The organism is Streptomyces phaeolivaceus, assembly GCF_009184865.1.
Taxonomy (GTDB): Bacteria; Actinomycetota; Actinomycetes; order Streptomycetales; family Streptomycetaceae; genus Streptomyces; species Streptomyces phaeolivaceus.
The window spans coordinates 8643479-8660251 of the sequence record NZ_CP045096.1; the positions used below are offsets into that span (position 1 = coordinate 8643479).

The 16773-nt window shown below is 72.1% G+C and carries 12 protein-coding genes; 7 read left to right on the plus strand and 5 right to left on the minus strand.

The window, feature by feature from the left end:
* Positions 1–349: 349 nt before the first annotated feature.
* On the minus strand, positions 350–1177 hold the full coding sequence (locus F9278_RS39470) for a TetR family transcriptional regulator (RefSeq protein WP_152174405.1): 828 nt from the start codon (positions 1175–1177) through the stop codon (positions 350–352).
* 220 nt (positions 1178–1397) lie between these two features.
* A complete protein-coding gene (locus F9278_RS39475; protein WP_152172575.1) occupies positions 1398–3221 on the minus strand; it encodes a 3-hydroxyacyl-CoA dehydrogenase family protein in 1824 nt (607 codons plus the stop codon).
* A 375-nt stretch (positions 3222–3596) separates the two neighbouring features.
* On the opposite strand from F9278_RS39475, the gene F9278_RS39480 reads away from it, so the two are divergent.
* The gene (locus tag F9278_RS39480; RefSeq protein ID WP_152172576.1) at positions 3597–4172 is read left to right on the plus strand and encodes an adenylosuccinate lyase; all 576 of its coding nucleotides are present in this window, start codon (positions 3597–3599) and stop codon (positions 4170–4172) included.
* Here F9278_RS39480 and F9278_RS39485 read toward each other — a convergent pair.
* The 3 genes from F9278_RS39485 to F9278_RS39495 form a co-directional block, all read right to left on the minus strand.
* Entirely contained in the window at positions 4169–4723 is a 555-nt protein-coding gene (locus F9278_RS39485) for a GNAT family N-acetyltransferase (RefSeq protein ID WP_152172577.1), read from the minus strand. The two genes, F9278_RS39480 and F9278_RS39485, sit on opposite strands and share 4 nt — an antisense overlap.
* Positions 4724–4813: 90 nt before the next feature.
* The gene (locus tag F9278_RS39490) at positions 4814–6385 is read right to left on the minus strand and encodes an alpha/beta hydrolase (protein ID WP_152172578.1); all 1572 of its coding nucleotides are present in this window, start codon (positions 6383–6385) and stop codon (positions 4814–4816) included.
* Between the two features lie 206 nt (positions 6386–6591).
* Positions 6592–7635 carry an Rv2578c family radical SAM protein gene (locus F9278_RS39495; RefSeq protein ID WP_152172579.1) on the minus strand — a complete coding sequence of 348 codons (1044 nt, stop codon included), beginning with the start codon at positions 7633–7635 and terminating at the stop codon, positions 6592–6594.
* Between the two features lie 233 nt (positions 7636–7868).
* Here F9278_RS39495 and F9278_RS39500 point away from each other — a divergent pair, with 233 nt between their 5' ends.
* The 6 genes from F9278_RS39500 (at position 7869) to F9278_RS39525 (ending at position 16772) form a co-directional block, all read left to right on the plus strand.
* Complete coding sequence (locus F9278_RS39500) at positions 7869–8312, plus strand: SRPBCC family protein (RefSeq protein ID WP_152172580.1); 444 nt, start codon at positions 7869–7871, stop codon at positions 8310–8312.
* A gap of 170 nt (positions 8313–8482) precedes the next feature.
* Positions 8483–10912 (plus strand): MFS transporter, encoded by a 2430-nt coding sequence (locus F9278_RS39505; protein ID WP_152172581.1) that lies wholly within the window; start codon positions 8483–8485, stop codon positions 10910–10912.
* A gap of 180 nt (positions 10913–11092) precedes the next feature.
* Entirely contained in the window at positions 11093–13588 is a 2496-nt protein-coding gene (locus F9278_RS39510) for a SpoIIE family protein phosphatase (protein WP_152172582.1), read from the plus strand.
* Between the two features lie 175 nt (positions 13589–13763).
* Complete coding sequence (locus tag F9278_RS39515) at positions 13764–14489, plus strand: class I SAM-dependent methyltransferase (RefSeq protein WP_152172583.1); 726 nt, start codon at positions 13764–13766, stop codon at positions 14487–14489.
* A 125-nt stretch (positions 14490–14614) separates the two neighbouring features.
* Positions 14615–15448 carry a M55 family metallopeptidase gene (locus tag F9278_RS39520; protein ID WP_152172584.1) on the plus strand — a complete coding sequence of 278 codons (834 nt, stop codon included), beginning with the start codon at positions 14615–14617 and terminating at the stop codon, positions 15446–15448.
* Positions 15441–16772 carry a M20/M25/M40 family metallo-hydrolase gene (locus F9278_RS39525; protein ID WP_152172585.1) on the plus strand — a complete coding sequence of 444 codons (1332 nt, stop codon included), beginning with the start codon at positions 15441–15443 and terminating at the stop codon, positions 16770–16772. The genes F9278_RS39520 and F9278_RS39525 overlap by 8 nt, the downstream gene beginning before the upstream one ends.
* Position 16773 lies beyond the last annotated feature (1 nt).

Here is a 16773-nt window from a genome sequence, read left to right on the forward strand (position 1 = left end):
GCGGCGCTGGGTGTGGCGCGGAAGGGTGCCTGTGACGCAGGCGTCCGGGCACGCGGACCGTGGTCTGCGGGGACAGCCGACGTACGAGAGATCTCTGCACGCCGGCCGCCCGGACTCCTTCAACGTATGGCACGCCGTGTCACCCCGCAAGGCACCGAGTGCCAGAAAGTTCGCTCAGGTGAAATCTTTACGTAACACCTGAGCGATGATCGATCAGAGGGGGGCAGAAAAGGGCCTCTGACGTGCCAAAACGGCCACCCCGGAGGGTGGCCGTTCTCATAGTTACCAATGAGTAGAAGGTGGTTTCAAGCGAGCCCGAGCCGGACTCGACCCAGGCCCGGCCGGGGGCTCAGCGGTCCCGGAGTGCCTCTTCGATGGTGCGCATGACCTCGTCGAGGGGTGCGTCGGTACGGGCCACGGTCACCAGGACCTCACCGTGCGTGGAGGCCGTCGCGGCGGCCGGCTCGGGGGCCAGGGTGCGGCCCGCGCCGATCCCCGTGCCGAACGTCCTGCGGACGATGGCGAAGGCGTGGTCGAGTTGGGTCTCGACATCGCCCTGCCCGCCGGACCGCAGCCACCGGCGCAGTACGTGGTTGTGCGCGGTGACGACCGCCGACGCGGCCACCTCGGCGAGCAGCGGGTCGTCGTTGCCGGTGTCGTGGTGGGCGTGCTCGTCGAAGTGGCCCAGCAGATAGCGGGTGAAGAGGCGCTCGTAGCGGGCCACGGAGGCGATCTCCGCCTCCCGGAGGGTGGGGACCTCACGGGTCAGCTTGTAGCGGGCGACCGAGATCTCCGGCCGGGCCGCGTACATCTTCATGACTTCCTTGATGCCGCGGCACACCGTGTCGAGCGGGTGCTCGTGCGGGGGCGCCGCGTTCAGCACCGCCTCGGCGCGGATCAGGGTGTCGTCGTGGTCCGGGAAGATCGCCTCTTCCTTGGAGCGGAAGTGGCGGAAGAAGGTGCGGCGGGCGACCCCGGCCGCCGCCGCGACCTCGTCGACGGTGGTCGCCTCGTACCCCTTGGTCGAGAACAGCTCCATGGCCGCGGCCGCCAGTTCCCTGCGCATCTTGAGGCGTTGGGCGGCGGCACGACTTCCCGCGGCGCTCTCCGGAGCGTCGGGCGCAGCTGGTGTACGTGAGGACTTGGCGGGCTGGGACATGCCCCGAACGTACTGCATCCGTGCAGGAGAGCGCGCGTGTCCGGCCATCCCCCCGCCCCGCTCGGGCGGGGCGGCGGCCAGGTGGGCGGCCGGGGGAGCGACGGACCGGCCGCCCCCGGGGACGGCGGAGCGGGCGGCCGGGGAACGGCTGCCCGGCCCGAGCAGCCCGCCCCAGTCCGTGCCCGCCGTCGGCCGTCCCGCCCGGGTCGGCTCCGCCCCGGCCCCGTCGTCCGCCCGCTCAGCGCTTGGCATATTCGCGGAAGCCGCGGCCGGTCTTACGGCCGAGGCAGCCCGCGGCCACCAGGTGCTCCAGGAGGGGGGCCGGGGCGAGGCCCGGGTCGCGGAACTCGCGGTGCAGGACCTTCTCGATGGCCAGGGAGACGTCGAGACCGACCACGTCCAGCAGCTCGAACGGTCCCATCGGGTAACCGCCGCCCAGCTTCATCGCCGCGTCGATGTCGTCCAGCGTCGCGTAGTGCTCCTGCACCATCTTGATCGCGTTGTTCAGGTACGGGAACAGCAGCGCGTTCACGATGAAACCGGCCCGGTCACCGCAGTCCACCGGGTGCTTGCGGACCTTCGCGCACAGCTCACGCACCGTGGCGTGCACCTCGTCGGCGGTCAGGACCGTACGGACCACCTCGACCAGCTTCATCGCCGGCGCCGGGTTGAAGAAGTGCATCCCGATCACGTCCTGCGGGCGCGAGGTCGCGCGGGCGCAGGCCACGACGGGCAGCGAGGAGGTGGTGGTGGCGAGGATCGCGCCCGGCTTGCAGACCTTGTCGAAGGTCGCGAACAACTGCCGCTTCACGTCCAGGTCCTCGGCCACGGCCTCCAGCGCCAGATCGACGTCCGCGAACGCGTCGTACGACCCCGCCGGGGTGATCCGGTCCAGCGTCTCGGCGGCGGCCTCGACCGTCATTCGCCCCTTGTCGACGGACCGGGCCAGCGACTTTCCGATCCGGGCCTTCGCGGCCTGTGCCTTCTCCTCGGTGCGCGCGGCGAGCACGACGCCGTACCCGGCCTTCGCGAACACCTCGGCGATGCCGGACGCCATGGTCCCGGAGCCCGCCACGCCCACCGAGCGGACCGTACGGCCGGAGGTCGAGGCGACCCCCTCCGCCGGTGTCGGCGCGTCCCGCACGACGGTGGCGGAGCCGGGGGCCTCGTAGGAGTAGAAACCGCGCCCCGACTTGCGGCCCGTCAGGCCCGCCTCGCTGAGCTGCCGGAGGATCGGCGCCGGCGCGTGCAGCCGGTCGTGCGAGGCCGCGTACATGGCCTCCAGGACCGTGCGCGCGGTGTCGATGCCGATCAGGTCCAGCAGCGCCAGCGGGCCCATCGGCAGCCCGCAGCCGAGCCGCATCGCCGCGTCGATGTCCTCGCGGGAGGCGTACTTGGCCTCGTACATCGCGGCGGCCTGGTTGAGATAGCCGAACAGCAGCCCGTCGGCGACGAAACCGGGCCGGTCGCCGACCGCGACGGGCTCCTTGCCCAGGTCGAGCGCGAGATCCGTGACCGCGACGACGGCCTGCGGCGCGGTCAGCACCGAGGAGACCACCTCGACCAGCTTCATCGCCGGGGCCGGGTTGAAGAAGTGCAGCCCGAGCACCCGCTCCGGCCGCGCCGACTCGGCGGCCAGCCGCGTCACCGACAGCGCGTTGGTGCCGGTGGCGAGAACCGTCTCCGGGCGCACGATCGCGTCCAGCTCACGGAACACCTGCTGCTTGATCTCGTACGACTCCGGGACGACCTCGATCACCAGGTCGGCGTCGGCCGCGGCCTGGAGGTCGGTGAAGGTGCGGAAGCGGGCGAGGACGTCACCACGCTCCCGCTCGGTGATCCGCCCACGGGTCACGGCCCGCTCGGTCGAGGCCTCCAGCGCGGCGACGGCACGGGCGCCGGCGGCCTCGCTGAGGTCGATGCCGACGACCTCGCGGCCGGACCGGGCGAGCACCTCGGCGATACCGGTGCCCATGGTGCCGAGACCGACCACGGCGATCGTCCGGAACGGGGACTGCGGAGACTGCGGGGACAGGGGGGAGTCGGAAAGGGGAGCGGCCATCGCGGGACTCCAGGATGAGGTGACGACTGAGGGAAACGCGGCGGGGTGCGCGAAGAGCGCGCAAGCAGCGCGTGGAGTGCGGGTGTTGGTGCTGCCGGGCTGATGAACGCACACGCCCGGTGCCGTCACCGAGGGGCGTGCACACGCCCGGCGGGAACGGCTGAACCGACCGGCCCTGTCCCGAGGCCGAGCCGTACTGGTACTCCAGGTACCGAACCGACTGTGCTCACAACGGCTGCGTCACCAAACCGTCGTAAGCGAACACGAGTGGGTATCTCGCTCGTCTGAGCTTAACCGGTGGGTAACGAGCGCGCCAGCCCCCGTGTTTGTGATGTACGTCCCCCAACCGCGCCACGCGCCCGTACGCTCGATGACATGGACGAGGAGTTGCGATCACTCACGGAGCGTGTGCGGAGCGAGTCGGGGGGCGCGGCGGGATACGAGCGGCTCGTCACGACCGAGTCCACGGATGAGCTGGCGGCGCTGCTGACCGAGCCGGGGCAGCCGTTGTGGGCGCGGGAGTTGGCCGCGTTCCGGTTGGGCGTCGCGGGGGACCGGCGGGCCTTCGAGTCCCTCGTCCTGCTGCTCAACCACCGGGATCCACCGCGCTGCGCCTCCGCGGCGTACGCGCTGGCCCGGCTCGGCGACCCGCGCACCGCCCGCGCGGCGGCGGCCCTCGCGACCAACGAACTCCGCGTCGCCTACGCCCTGCACCCCGTCCGTCTGCTCGTCGAACTCCGCGCCCCCGAGGCCGTACCCGCCCTGATCACCACGCTCCGGCGCCGGCTCGGCCCGCACGACCCCTACCGCCGGGTGGCCCTCGCGTGCGTGGACGGGCTGGGTGCCTTGGGCGACGTCCGGGCCAGGACCGTCCTGAACGAGGCCCTGGCACACCCGAAGCTCGCGGAGGCGGCGGTACGGGCACTGGCGCGCATCCCCAGGCAGCGCTAGGCGCCGAGTGCCTTCCCGTACCGGACCTCCGGCACCTCGACCCCGTCCACCTCGAACGGTTCCTCGGTGCCGTCCGCCGCGAAGCCGTGGTGTTCGTAGAAGCGGCGGGCCCGTCCGTTCTCCTTGAGGACCCACAGCAGGACGCGGTCGTGGCCGGCGGTCGCGCACTCCTCCGCGCAGGCCTTCAGCAGTGCGCTGCCGACACCACCGCCGAAGCGGCCCGGTCGTACGTAGAGGGCGTACAACTCGGCGTCTTCCGTGCGGAGTTCGCCGTCCCGGTAGGGGCCGTACGCCGCCCAGCCGACGATCTCCCCGGCGCGCTCGGCGATCAGGTTGACCACGGGGCTGTCGGTCCGCGCGAGCATCGCACGGCGCCTCTCGGCGTCCTCGTCCACGTCCATCGCGTCCAGGTACGCCTGCGGGACGAGCCCCGCGTACGCGTTCTGCCAGCCGCCCACGCGGATCTCGGCGACGGCGCGGCAGTCGGCCGGGGTCATCTCGCGGATGCGGACGCGGACGCGGATGCGGTGGCCGGGGAGGTCGTCGTTCATGTCGGCACGGTAGACGGGACGGCGGGGCCGGGGCCGCGAATTTCGCGCCCCGGCCCCGCCGTCGGGCCGTGCTCCACCTGTTCCGGCTGCTCAGCCGCGGAAGCCCAGCAGGCCGTGCAGCGTCGAGCCCCGGGACGAGGCGGACGCGGCCTTGGTGCTCAGGGGCTTCGGCTCGGCGAGCTTCTCGCAGGTGGCGTCGATCTCGCCCTGTCCGCGCGGCACCTTGCCGTCGGTCAGGTACGCCGACAGATGCTTGTCGAGACAGGCGTTGCCGCTCAGCGAGATCCCGTGGTTCCCGCCGCCCTGCTCGACGACCAGGCTGGAGCCGCGCAGCAGATGGTGGGTGACGACCCCGCCCTCGTACGGGGTGGCCGCGTCGTCCGTCGCCTGGAAGATCAGGACCGGCGGCAGCGCGGTGTTGGAGACGTCCACGGGGTCCTGGGACTTCGTGGGCCAGAACGCGCAGGGCGCGTTGTACCAGGCGTTGTTCCAGGTCATGAAGGGCGCCTTCTCGTACGCCGCCCAGTTGTCGTCGCGCCACTCGTTCCAGTCGCGCGGCCAGCGCGCGTCACGGCACTGCACCGAGGTGTAGACGCTGTAGCCGTTGTCGCCGGCCGCGTCCACGGCGCCGAAGTTCTCGTACGCCTCGACCAGCGGATCGTCGTTCTTCTTCTTCGTGAAGGCCGCGAACGCCTCGGCGAGGTAGGGCCAGTAGCCGTTGTAGTAGCCGCCGGGCATGAAGGTGTCCTCCAGTTCGGAGGGGCCCACCTTGCCGTCCGCCGGCTTCTTGGCCAGCGCCGCCCGCATCGCGTACCACTTGGCCTCGATCTTCTCCGGATCGGTGCCCAGCCCGTACGTCTTGTCGTGCCTGGCGATCCAGGCCATCAGCGCCCGGTGCCGGTCGTTGAACGCCTGGTCCTGGCGGAGGTTGGCGTCGTACCAGACCCCCGTGGGATCGACCACGGAGTCCAGCACCGCGCGCCGCAGACGGCTGGGGAAGAGCTTGGCGTACACGGCGCCCAGATAGGTGCCGTACGAGTACCCGAAGTAGTTGATCTTCTTGGCGCCGAGGGCCGCGCGGATGGCGTCCATGTCCTTGGCCGTGCTGACCGTGTCGATGAACGGCAGCACGTCCGCGTACTTCTTGGCGCAGCCGTCGGCGAAGGCCTTGGCGCGCTTGAGGTTGGCCCGCTCGATCTTGGGGCTGGTCGGCAGGGAGTCGGGGCGCACCGGTGCGAAGTGGCCCGTCCGGCAGTTCAGCGCGGGCTTGCTGGCGCCGACGCCACGCGGGTCGAAACCGATGACGTCGTACTGCGCCGCCACCTTCTTCGGCAGCGAGGACGCCACGAAGCCGGCCAGTGAGCGGCCCCTGCCGCCGGGGCCGCCGGGGTTGACCAACAGGGGCCCCTGGTACGTCTTCGCGGTGTGCGCGACGCGGGAGAGGGCGAGCGTGATCTTCTTGCCGTTCGGCTTGCCGTGGTCCAGCGGCACCTTCAGGGTGGCGCACTGGAGCTTCGGATAGTCGGCGGTGGCGCACTTCTTCCAGGCGGGCTTGGCCACCGGGACGGTGACCAGGGCGCCGCTCGCGCCGGCCGGGACCGCCGTGACCATTCCGGCCAACACGGCCGCGGCACCGCACAGAGCAGCTGCGCGTTTCTTCATTCGTCAGGCCTCCCAGGACGGAGGATTTCGGGCCGTGCACGCCACGGCCTTCGTCGCATCGTCCCGGAGCGAGAGGGCGGAAGAACTCGTTCTGCCCGGACTTGACCCGATCGGGGAGGGAGAAGCGCCCGGATGCCTCCCAGGGGCCGTCGGCCCGAGGCGGGAGAGGCGTCAGGCATCAGGCGTCAGGCGTCAAGTGTCAGGTGTCAGAGCAGGGTCAGCTGGGTCGGGGCCGTGTCTTGGCCCGGTTCCGGCGCGACAGGCTCGCGTACCGGTGTCCGGCGCGGCAGCTCCGCGCGCCGGGGGCCCATGCCGTACTCCTGGGCCAGTTCGTGGACCTGACGGGTGATCTGCCGCTGATACCACTTGGGGGCGTAGGCGCCCTCCGCGTACAGCAGCTCGTAACGCCGTACGAGATGGGGGTGGTGGCGCTCCAGCCAGGCCGTGTACCACTCGCGTGCGCCGGGCCGCAGATGCAGCACCAGCGGGGTCACGGAGGTGGCGCCGGAGGCCGCGATCGCGCGCACGGTGGCGCGCAGCCGGTCGGGGTGGTCGCTGAGGAACGGGAGTACGGGGGCCATCAGGACCCCGCAGTCGATGCCGAGGCTTGTGAAGGCGCGCACCACGTCCAGCCGGCGTTCCGGGGCGGGGGTGCCCGGTTCGACCGTGCGCCACAGCTCGGGGTCGGTGAAGCCGACGGAGACGGAGATGCCGACCTCGGTGACCTCCGCCGCCTGCCGGATCAGATCCAGGTCGCGCAGGATCAACGTGCCCTTGGTCAGGATCGAGAACGGGTTCGCGTGGTCGCGCAGGGCGGCGATGATGCCCGGCATCAGCCGGTAGCGGCCCTCCGCGCGCTGGTAGCAGTCCACGTTGGTGCCCATGGCGATGTGCTCGCCGTGCCAGCGCGGTGAGGCCAGCTGCCGGCGCAGCAGTTCGGGCGCGTTGACCTTCACCACGATCTGCGAGTCGAAGTCGAGGCCCGTGTCGAGGTCCAGATAGCTGTGGGTCTTGCGGGCAAAACAGTAGACGCACGCGTGCGCGCAGCCCCGATAGGGGTTCACCGTCCATTCGAACGGCATCCGGGAGGCGCCCGGCACCCGGTTCACGATCGTCCTCGCCCGGACCTCGTGGAAGGTCACGCCGCGGAATTCCGGGGTGTCGAAGGTCCGGCTCGTCACCCTGTCCGCGCCGAACAGCGCGGCGTCCCGGGCCGTGGCGGTGTTCTCGGCCAGATGGTCCCAGCGCATGGACGCCTCCTCGGTTGCTCTCGCGGTCAGAATAGAACACATGTTCTCTTGATCGTGCGAACTGATTTTCGAACAACATGTGGAGGTCTCGCCACGGGGGCCGGCCGGGGACTGTCGGGGTGCCTCCGGGCAGGCCGCCGCGGGCCCTGGGGGCACCCCGATTTGGGCCCTCCGGCCGGGGGGTGGTTGGCTTTCCGCACATCCCCGAGTTACCAAGTGCTGGAGGAAGTGCAATGGCGCAGGTCGAGGCCACGACCGAACGAGTCGTAGCGGCGGACGCGGAAACGGTGTTCGACACCCTCGCCGAGTACAACGGCGCGCGCGAGAAGCTGATGCCGCAGCACTTCAGTGAGTACGAGGTGCGCGAGGGCGGCGACGGCGAGGGCACCCTCGTCCACTGGAAGCTGCAGGCCACCAAGAAGCGCGTACGCGACTGTCTGCTGGAGGTCACCGAGCCCTCCGACGGCGAACTGGTCGAGAAGGACCGCAACTCCTCCATGGTCACCGTCTGGCGGGTCACCCCGGCCGGCGAGGGCGGCTCCCGTGTCGTCGTCACCACCACCTGGCAGGGCGCCGGCGGCATCGGCGGCTTCTTCGAGAAGACCTTCGCCCCCAAGGGCCTCGCCCGGATCTACGACGCCCTGCTCGCCAACCTGGCCGCCGAGGTGGAGAAGTAGCGCCGGGAACGCCGGGCCCAACCGGCGCCCGTCCGGGGTTCGTTGCCCCCCTCACCGGTTCGAGTGGATCTCCGTGACGCTCCCCGGAATGCCGTAACTCGCCGCACTTGCCGACAGTTGCCGCTTAACGCGGGAATTGTGCGGTAAGTGCGACGAGGGGAGCGGTACGCATGGGCGCGACCACACTGGTGAAGGACGAACCGACCACCACACCCGCTCCACCGCCACCGGCGGACGGACCTCCCCCACTCGGCCCGCACCGCGTCCGGTGGGTCTTCGCCGCACTGCTGCTCGTCCTGCTCCTCGCCGCGCTGGAGCAGATGGTCGTCGCCACCGCCCTCCCCGAGATCGTCGGCGAGCTGCACGGCGTGGACCGTATGTCCTGGACGATCGCCGCCTATCTGCTCACCGCCACCGTCACCCTGCCCGTCTACGGCAGACTCGGTGAACTCCGGGGCCACAAGGGCGTCTTCCAGTGCGCGCTCGTGGTCTTCGTGGCCGGCTCCGCGCTCGCCGGGTCCTCCCGCGGCATGGACCAGCTCATCGCGTTCCGCGCGCTCCAGGGTGTCGGCGCGGGCGGCCTCATGATCGGTGTGCAGGCGATCATGGCCGAGATCCTGCCGACCCGGCACCGGGGCCGCCATCTCGCCCTGGTGGGCGCCGTGTTCGGCCTCGCCTCCGTCGGTGGACCCCTGCTCGGCGGATGGCTCACGGACCAACTGTCCTGGCGGTGGTGCTTCTACCTCAACGTGCCCCTCGGGCTGTTCGCCCTGACCGTCGTCACCTTCGCGCTCCGGCTGCCGAGGCCCACGGCCAGGGGCCGCCTCGACGTCCTGGGCACGCTGCTGCTCGCCGCCGCCTCCACCTGCGCGGTCCTGCTGGCGAGTTGGGGCGGCACCGCGTACGCCTGGCACTCACGGCCCGTCCTCGGGCTCGCCGCCGGCGCGGCCCTGGCGACCGTCCTCTTCCTCGTCGCCGAACGGTTCGCCGTCCAACCCCTCGTCCCCCTGCGGCTGTTCAGGGACCCGGTCTTCGTCGTGACCGGCCTCGTGGGCGCCGCCCTCGGCATCGCCCTGTTCACCACCGCCGGTTTTCTGCCGACCCAGCTGCGGATGGTCGGCGGGATCTCCGCCACCGAGGCCGGACTGCTGATGCTGCCGATGACGGCCGGCATCGTCGGCGCGTCCGTCCTCTCCGGCCGGCTCATCGCGCACACCGGGCACTACCGGACGTACCCCGTCCTCGGCACCGCCCTGACCGCGCTGGGCGTCTGGCTGCTGTCCCGGCTGGAGACGGACACGCCCCGGCTGCAGTTCGGCATCTGGACGGCCGTCCTCGGCGCCGGTATCGGCATGGTGATGCCGGTCCTGATCCTCGCCGTGCAGAACTCCGTACGCCCCGCCGACCTCGGGCCCGCCACCGCCGCGGGCAACTACCTCCGGCAGATCGGCGGCAGCGTCGGCGTGGCCGCCTTCGGCGCGCTCCTCGTGGCCCGGCTCGCCGACCGCCTCCCGGAGCGCACGGGCGCCGTCCTCCCCGACCCCGGCTCCCTCACCCCCGGCCTCGTCCACACCCTGCCCGCCCCGCTGCGCGACGCCTATGTCGACGCCTACGCGGAGGCCCTGCCGAGGATCTTCCTGTACCTCACGCCGGTGCTCGTCCTCGGGCTCCTGATCGCCTGCTTCCTCAAGGAGAAAACCCCGGTGTCCTTCGACGAGGTTCCCGCCGAGTCCGCGTACGAGTCCACGTCCGAGTCTGTGTCCGAGTTCGAGTCCGTGTCCGCGTCCGGGCCCGTGCCCACGCCCTCCGTCCAGATCCCGCACGCGCGTTCGCCGTACGTCCCCGGGGTGCCCGTCTGCGGCACAGTCCAGCATCCCGACGGGACCGTGGTGCCCCGGGCCGCGCTCACCCTCATCGACGGCACCGGACGGCAGACCGGGCGCGGCGGCAGCGGCGAGGACGGGCGGTACGCGCTGTCCACCCCCGGGCCGGGGGCGTATGTGCTGATCGCGGCGGCCGGCGGCCACCAGCCGCAGGCCGTGAGCGTCACCGTGGGGGAGCGGCCGGTGGAGGTCGACATCGTGCTCGGCGGCGCGGGACGCCTGGTCGGGACGGTGCGCACGGCGGACGGCCGGGCGGTCGGCGACGCGACCGTCACGCTCACCAATGTGCACGGCGAGGTCGTCGTCACCACCCGCAGCGGGGAGGAGGGCGAGTACCTCATCACCGAACTGGTCGCCGGGGAGTACACCCTCGCCGCGAGCGCCCACGCCTACCGCCCCGCCGCGCTCCCCGTCACCGTCCGGGCCGCCCGCGAGACCCGTCAGGACGTCGAACTCGCCGGGGGAGCCGTCCTGCGGGGCACGGTCCGCGCCGGGGGCGGCCGACCGGTGGAGGACGCCCGCGTGACGCTCCTCGACGCCGCCGGGAACGTCGTCGACAGCCTCACCACCGGCATCGACGGAACGTTCCGGTTCGTCGACCTCTCCTCCGGCGAGTACACGGTCATCGCCACCGGCTATCCCCCCGTCGCGACCGTGCTCCAGATCGCCGGCGGAGGCCGCACGGAACGGGATCTGCAACTGGGGTACGCGGACTGAGCGGGCCGGTGGTCATGTGGGGGGCGTGCGAGTGATCGTGCGCCTCCCGTGCGATCCGCGCGTGCGCCGGAGCCTCTGAGGGAGCAATTCGCGTATTGCCACACATCGCGAAGCTACGCGGTCGTACGGTGGTGAAGGCGGCGCAGATCTCGCGACCCGGGGGCAGAAAGGGCCTTGGCCATGGACCGTGGCACCGACACGGGTGCGACCACCGGCCACGGAGCCGGTGACGGCACGGCGGAGCACACCGCGGTCGGCCGCATCCCCCTGGCCGTGGTCGTCGTCGACCGCGGCGGTCTCGTGTCGCACTGGAGCACCGGCGCACGCCGGCTCTTCGGCACCACCAAGGACGACGCGGTGGGCCGCCCCGCCCTCGACCTGCTGCCCGTCTCCGGCGCCCTCCCGGACGAGGACGACCGCCCGCGCCACGGGGCGTACGGCGGATACGACGCCCTCGGCCACGACCTGGAGACCTCGCTCGACGGACAGCTGTCCTACCCGGCGGCGGGCCGCGCCCGGCTCACCGTGCCGGACCGCGACCGGATAGACGTCCTGTGGTGGGCCTACCCCCTGGTCGGCCCCGGCCGGGAGCGGCTCCTCGTGCTGGCCGCCGACGCCGAGACCCTGCGCGGACGGCACGACGAGGCACCGCGCGGGCGGGACGAGGAGACGGCCGTGACCGCCGTGGCCGTCGAACGCATCGCGCCCGGCTTCGCCCTGCACACCGACTTCCCCGGCGCCGAGGAACTCGCCCGCGGACTCCCCGAGATCCTGCCCAGCATGAGCGTCGGCGAGAGCGCCCGTATCGTCGCCCAGGTCCTCGAACTGGGCTATCCGGTGCTGGAGTTCAGCCAGAACGACCGGGTGCCCGTCACCCCCGACTGGGGCGTGCCCCGGCGCGCGGAGCGCCAGGCCCGGCGGGCACGCGCCGCGCGCGCCGTCGCACAGGGCCTGCCCGTCCCGGAGGACGTACGGGACGAGGGCGAGGACCTCGAACACGCGGCCGTACGCGAGCGGTTGGAGTTCCTCAACGAGGTCAGCGGACGCATCGGCACCTCGCTCGATCTGTCCCGGACCATCGTCGAGGTCAGCCGGGCGGTCGTGCCCCGCTTCACCGATGTCGCCGGCACCTATCTGCGCGAACAGGTCGTCGCCGGCGAGGGCTTCCCCGACGGCGTCCCGGACACCACCACCCTGTGGCACCGGGTCGCCGTGGAGCACACGGACGAACCGGGCCGCTGGGACGACGTCGTGCCCGTCGGCGAGGCCATGCCCTTCCCGGCGCACACCCCGTTCTTCCAGTGCATGACCACCGGCGACCCCGTCCTCGTCCCGCGCATCAGCGAGCGGATGGGGCACGCGATCGCCGCGCAGTTCGAGAAGCGCGACATCCGGCCGCTGATCACCGGCCGCTCCATGCTGGTCGTCCCCCTGAAGGCCCGCAACGTCGTGCTCGGCTTCATGATCCTGCTGCGCCACCCGGAGCGCGAGGTCTTCGACGACATGGACCGCGTCACCGGCGCCGAACTCGCCGCCCGCGCGGGCCTCGTCCTCGACAACGCGCGTATGTACACCTACCAGGAGAACGTCGCCGAGACGCTCCAGGACAGCATGCTCCCGCAGATCGAGGCCCACATGGCGGGCTGCGACATCGCCACCCGCTACCTCCCCGGCACCCTCCTCGGGCGCGTCGGCGGCGACTGGTTCGACTCGGTGAAACTGCCCGGCGCCCGCACCGCCCTGGTCGTCGGCGACGTCATGGGGCACGGCCTCAACTCGGCCGCGATGATGGGCCAGTTGCGCACGGCCGTACAGACCATGGCCGCCCTGGACCTGCCGCCCGCGCAGCTCCTGCGCAATCTCGACGACCTCGCCCGGCGCCTCGGCGAGCACTACCTCGCGACCTGCCTCTACGCCGTCTACGACCCCATCGCGGGCGAACTGCACCTGGCCAACGCCGGCCACATCCCGCCCGTCCTGGTCCGCGCGGTGGACGGCCGCAGCGAGCTCCTCGACCTGCCCACGGGCGCGCCCATCGGCGTCGGCGGGGTGCCCTTCGAGGCGGTACGCGTGCGCGTGGAGCCCGGCGACCGGCTGGTGATGTGCACCGACGGGCTGGTCGAGGTGCGCGGCGAGGACATCGGTGTCGGCCTCGCCACCCTCTGCGAGTCCGCCGCCCACCCGGCCGCCTCCATGGACGACGCCTGCGACACCATCATCCGCGCCCTCAACACCCGCGGTGGCCGCAAGGACGACGTGGCCCTGCTGATGGCCCGGCTCAACGGCATCGAACCCGAGGACGTCGCCGAGTGGCGCTTCGCCCCCGACCCGGTCGAGGCCGCACGCGCGCGTGCCGTCGTCCGTGAACAGCTCCACGTCTGGGGCCTGGCCGGCCTCGTGGACACCACCGTCCTCCTGGTCGGCGAACTCGTCACCAACGCCGTACGGCACGCGCGCGGACGCCGCGTCGAACTCCGCCTGGTGCGCGGCGACACCCTGCAGTGCGAGGTCTACGACGACGACCCCACCCTGCCGACCCTGCTCAGCGCGGGGCCCACGGACGAGCACGGCCGAGGGCTGCGCGTCCTGACCACCCTCGCCCGCGAATGGGGGACCAGCCGGACGGGCGCGGGCAAGACGGTGTGGTGCGAACTGACGCTGCCGAGGCGGCGCTGAGCCCACGGTGTCCGGTGACCGTGGGGTCAGGGGGCGTGCGGGGCGCGCGGAGGCGCACGGGTTCTGAACGAGAGGTGAAGGTGCGCGCAGGGTGCTTGCCCACGCGATCCGGGCGCGGTACACCGATCTGGGCCCCCGGTGCGGCGGGCCCGGCGTCACTACCGCGGGGGTGGGCATGAGCGTGACCAGCCGGTACCGGGAGTCCTGGGAGGGGTTCTGGCGGGAGGCCCCCGACGAACCGGGCGCGGTCTTCTGGGACGCCGGGCCCGAACGGACCGCGGCCGTTCATCTCGCGCTGTTCGAGCCGTATCTGACCGCCCCCGACCTGCCCCTCGTCGACCTCGGCTGCGGCAACGGCACCCAGACCCGGTTCCTGGCCGACCGCTTCCGCCGGGTGATCGGCGCCGACCTCTCCACCGCCGCCCTCGACCGGGCCCGCCGCGCCGACCCCGACGGCCGGGCCGGCTACCGCCCGCTCGACGCGGCCGACAAGGCGGACGCCGAGACCCTCCACGCCGACCTCGGCGACGCCAACGTCTATGTGCGGGGCGTCCTCCACCAGTGCGAGCCCGACGACCGGCAACGCCTCGTCGACACCGTCGCCACGCTGGTCGGCGAGCGCGGGCGGGCCTGCCTCGTCGAACTCTCCGAGGCCGCCAAACCCGTTCTCATGGGCCTCGCGGCAGGTCCGGGCGGCCCGCCCGCCAAGCTCGCCCCGATCTTCCGCCACGGCATCGCCCCCGGTGAGGTCTCCGACGCCGCGATCCCGCGCTATCTCGGCGTGTCCGGCCTCGGCCTCGTCGCCGAAGGCGAACTCCCACTGATCACCACCGAACACACCGCCGACGGCACCCGGATCGAACTCCCGTCCAGGTGGTACGTGGTGGGACGCACGGTGTAGGAGCCGCTCCGGCGGGGCCGCGCGCCGCCCCGGTGGACGTCGGGGCGGCGCGCCGGTGGGCCGTGGCGGTGAGAGTTATCCACAGGCTTGCCACGGATCGGGCGGGAACGCGTACGGTTCGAGCCATGAAGATCCTCATCAGCGCCGACATGGAGGGCGCCACCGGTGTGACCTGGCCGGCCGACGTGCTGCCGGGGACACCGCAGTGGGAGCGGTGCCGCTCGATGTTCACCTCCGACGTGAACGCAGCCGTGCTCGGCTTCCTCGACGGCGGCGCCGACGAGGTCCTGATCAACGAGGCGCACTGGACCATGCGCAATCTGCTGCTGGAGGAGCTGGACGAGCGCGCGCGGATGCTCACCGGACGCCACAAGGACCTGTCCATGGTGGAGGGCGTGCAGCACGGCGACGTGGACGGCATCGCCTTCGTCGGCTATCACGCGGGCGCCGGCATGGAGGGTGTCCTCGCCCACACCTACCTGGCGAACTCGATCACCGGGGTCTGGGTGAACGACGAGCGGGCCAGCGAGGGACTGCTCAACTCGCATGTGGTGGCCGAGTACGGGGTACCGGTGGTGCTGGTGACCGGTGACGACGTGGCGTGCGAGGACGCCCTCGGGTATGCGCCCGAGGCGCTCAAAGTGGCGGTCAAGGACCATGTCTCGCGGTACGCGGCGGTGTGCCGCACCCCGGCGAGAACGGCCGCCGACATCCGCGCGGCGGCGAAGGAGGCCGCCGCGCTCGCCGTCCGCCACCAGCCGGTCAGGGGCGGCCCGTTCACCGTGGCGCTGGAGTTCGACGCCGAGCACCTGGCGATGGCCGCGACCGTCGTCCCGGGCGTGACCCGTACCGGTGAACGCAAAGTGGCGTACACGAGCCCGACCATGTACGAGGGAATCCGCACCTTCAAGGCGGTCACCACGATCGTCTCGGCCGCGGTGGAGGAAGCGTATGGCTGAGCAGACAGCACCGGTGGACCAGCGGGCGCTGGACGAGGTCGTCCGGTTCACCTCCGACCTCATCCGCGTCGACACCACCAACCGCGGCGGCGGGGACTGCCGGGAGCGGCCCGCCGCCGAGTACGCCGCCGCCCTGCTGGCCGAAGTCGGCATCGAGCCCACCCTGCTGGAACGCACCGAGGGCCGTACGAACGTGGTCGCGCGGATCGAGGGCACCGACCCGTCCGCCGACGCGCTGCTCGTCCACGGTCATCTGGACGTGGTGCCCGCGCAGGCCGCCGACTGGACCGTGCACCCGTTCTCCGGGGAGATCCGCGACGGCGTGGTCTGGGGCCGGGGCGCGGTCGACATGAAGAACATGGACGCGATGATCCTCGCGGTCGCCCGGCACTGGGCGCGCACGGGCGTACGCCCCCGCAGGGATGTCGTGATCGCGTTCACCGCCGACGAGGAGGCGAGCGCCGAGGACGGCTCCGGGTTCCTCGCCGACCGGCACGCCGGGCTCTTCGAGGGCTGTACCGAGGGCATCAGCGAGTCGGGGGCGTTCACCTTCCACGACGGCTCCGGACGGCAGATCTATCCGATCGCGGCGGGGGAGCGCGGCACCGGCTGGCTGAAGCTCACCGCGCGCGGCCGGGCCGGCCACGGCTCCAAGGTGAACCGGGCCAACGCGGTCACCCGCCTCGCGGCGGCGATCGCCAGGATCGGCAGCCACGAGTGGTCCCTCCGGCTCACCCCGACCGTCCGCGCGGCCCTCACCGAACTCGCCGCGCTGTACGGCGTCGAGGCCGATCTCGACGACCCCGACGGCGTCGACCGGCTGCTCGACAAGCTCGGCCCGGCCGCCGCCCTGGTCGAGGCGACCATGCGCAACAGCGCCAACCCGACCATGCTGGACGCCGGTTACAAGATCAATGTGATCCCGGGGGAGGCCGTCGCCCATGTGGACGGCCGGTATCTGCCCGGCGGCGAGGACGAGTTCCGGGAGACCCTCGACCGGCTCACCGGACCCGACGTGGAGTGGGAGTACGAACACCGGGAGGTGGCACTCCAGGCCCCCGTGGACTCGGTGACGTACGCCCGGATGCGGGCCGCCGTGGAGGAGTTCGCGCCCGAGGGCCATGTGGTGCCGTACTGCATGCCCGGCGGCACGGACGCCAAGCAGTTCTCGCGGCTCGGCATCACCGGCTACGGCTTCTCGCCGCTGAGACTCCCCGAGGGCTTCGACTACGCGGCGATGTTCCACGGGGTCGACGAACGCGTCCCCGTGGGGGCGCTCCACTTCGGTGTCCATGTCCTCGACCGCTTCCTGCGGACGGCCTGAG

What these genes read in the sequence shown, in the direction of transcription:
- F9278_RS39470 (WP_152174405.1), bottom strand. Translation starts at nt 1,177, where the DNA reads ATGCAGTACGTTCGGGGCATGTCCCAGCCCGCCAAGTCCTCACGTACA.
- F9278_RS39475 (WP_152172575.1), bottom strand. Translation starts at nt 3,221, where the DNA reads ATGGCCGCTCCCCTTTCCGACTCCCCCCTGTCCCCGCAGTCTCCGCAG.
- F9278_RS39480 (WP_152172576.1), top strand. Translation starts at nt 3,597, where the DNA reads ATGGACGAGGAGTTGCGATCACTCACGGAGCGTGTGCGGAGCGAGTCG.
- F9278_RS39485 (WP_152172577.1), bottom strand. Translation starts at nt 4,723, where the DNA reads ATGAACGACGACCTCCCCGGCCACCGCATCCGCGTCCGCGTCCGCATC.
- F9278_RS39490 (WP_152172578.1), bottom strand. Translation starts at nt 6,385, where the DNA reads ATGAAGAAACGCGCAGCTGCTCTGTGCGGTGCCGCGGCCGTGTTGGCC.
- F9278_RS39495 (WP_152172579.1), bottom strand. Translation starts at nt 7,635, where the DNA reads ATGCGCTGGGACCATCTGGCCGAGAACACCGCCACGGCCCGGGACGCC.
- F9278_RS39500 (WP_152172580.1), top strand. Translation starts at nt 7,869, where the DNA reads ATGGCGCAGGTCGAGGCCACGACCGAACGAGTCGTAGCGGCGGACGCG.
- F9278_RS39505 (WP_152172581.1), top strand. Translation starts at nt 8,483, where the DNA reads ATGGGCGCGACCACACTGGTGAAGGACGAACCGACCACCACACCCGCT.
- F9278_RS39510 (WP_152172582.1), top strand. Translation starts at nt 11,093, where the DNA reads ATGGACCGTGGCACCGACACGGGTGCGACCACCGGCCACGGAGCCGGT.
- F9278_RS39515 (WP_152172583.1), top strand. Translation starts at nt 13,764, where the DNA reads ATGAGCGTGACCAGCCGGTACCGGGAGTCCTGGGAGGGGTTCTGGCGG.
- F9278_RS39520 (WP_152172584.1), top strand. Translation starts at nt 14,615, where the DNA reads ATGAAGATCCTCATCAGCGCCGACATGGAGGGCGCCACCGGTGTGACC.
- F9278_RS39525 (WP_152172585.1), top strand. Translation starts at nt 15,441, where the DNA reads ATGGCTGAGCAGACAGCACCGGTGGACCAGCGGGCGCTGGACGAGGTC.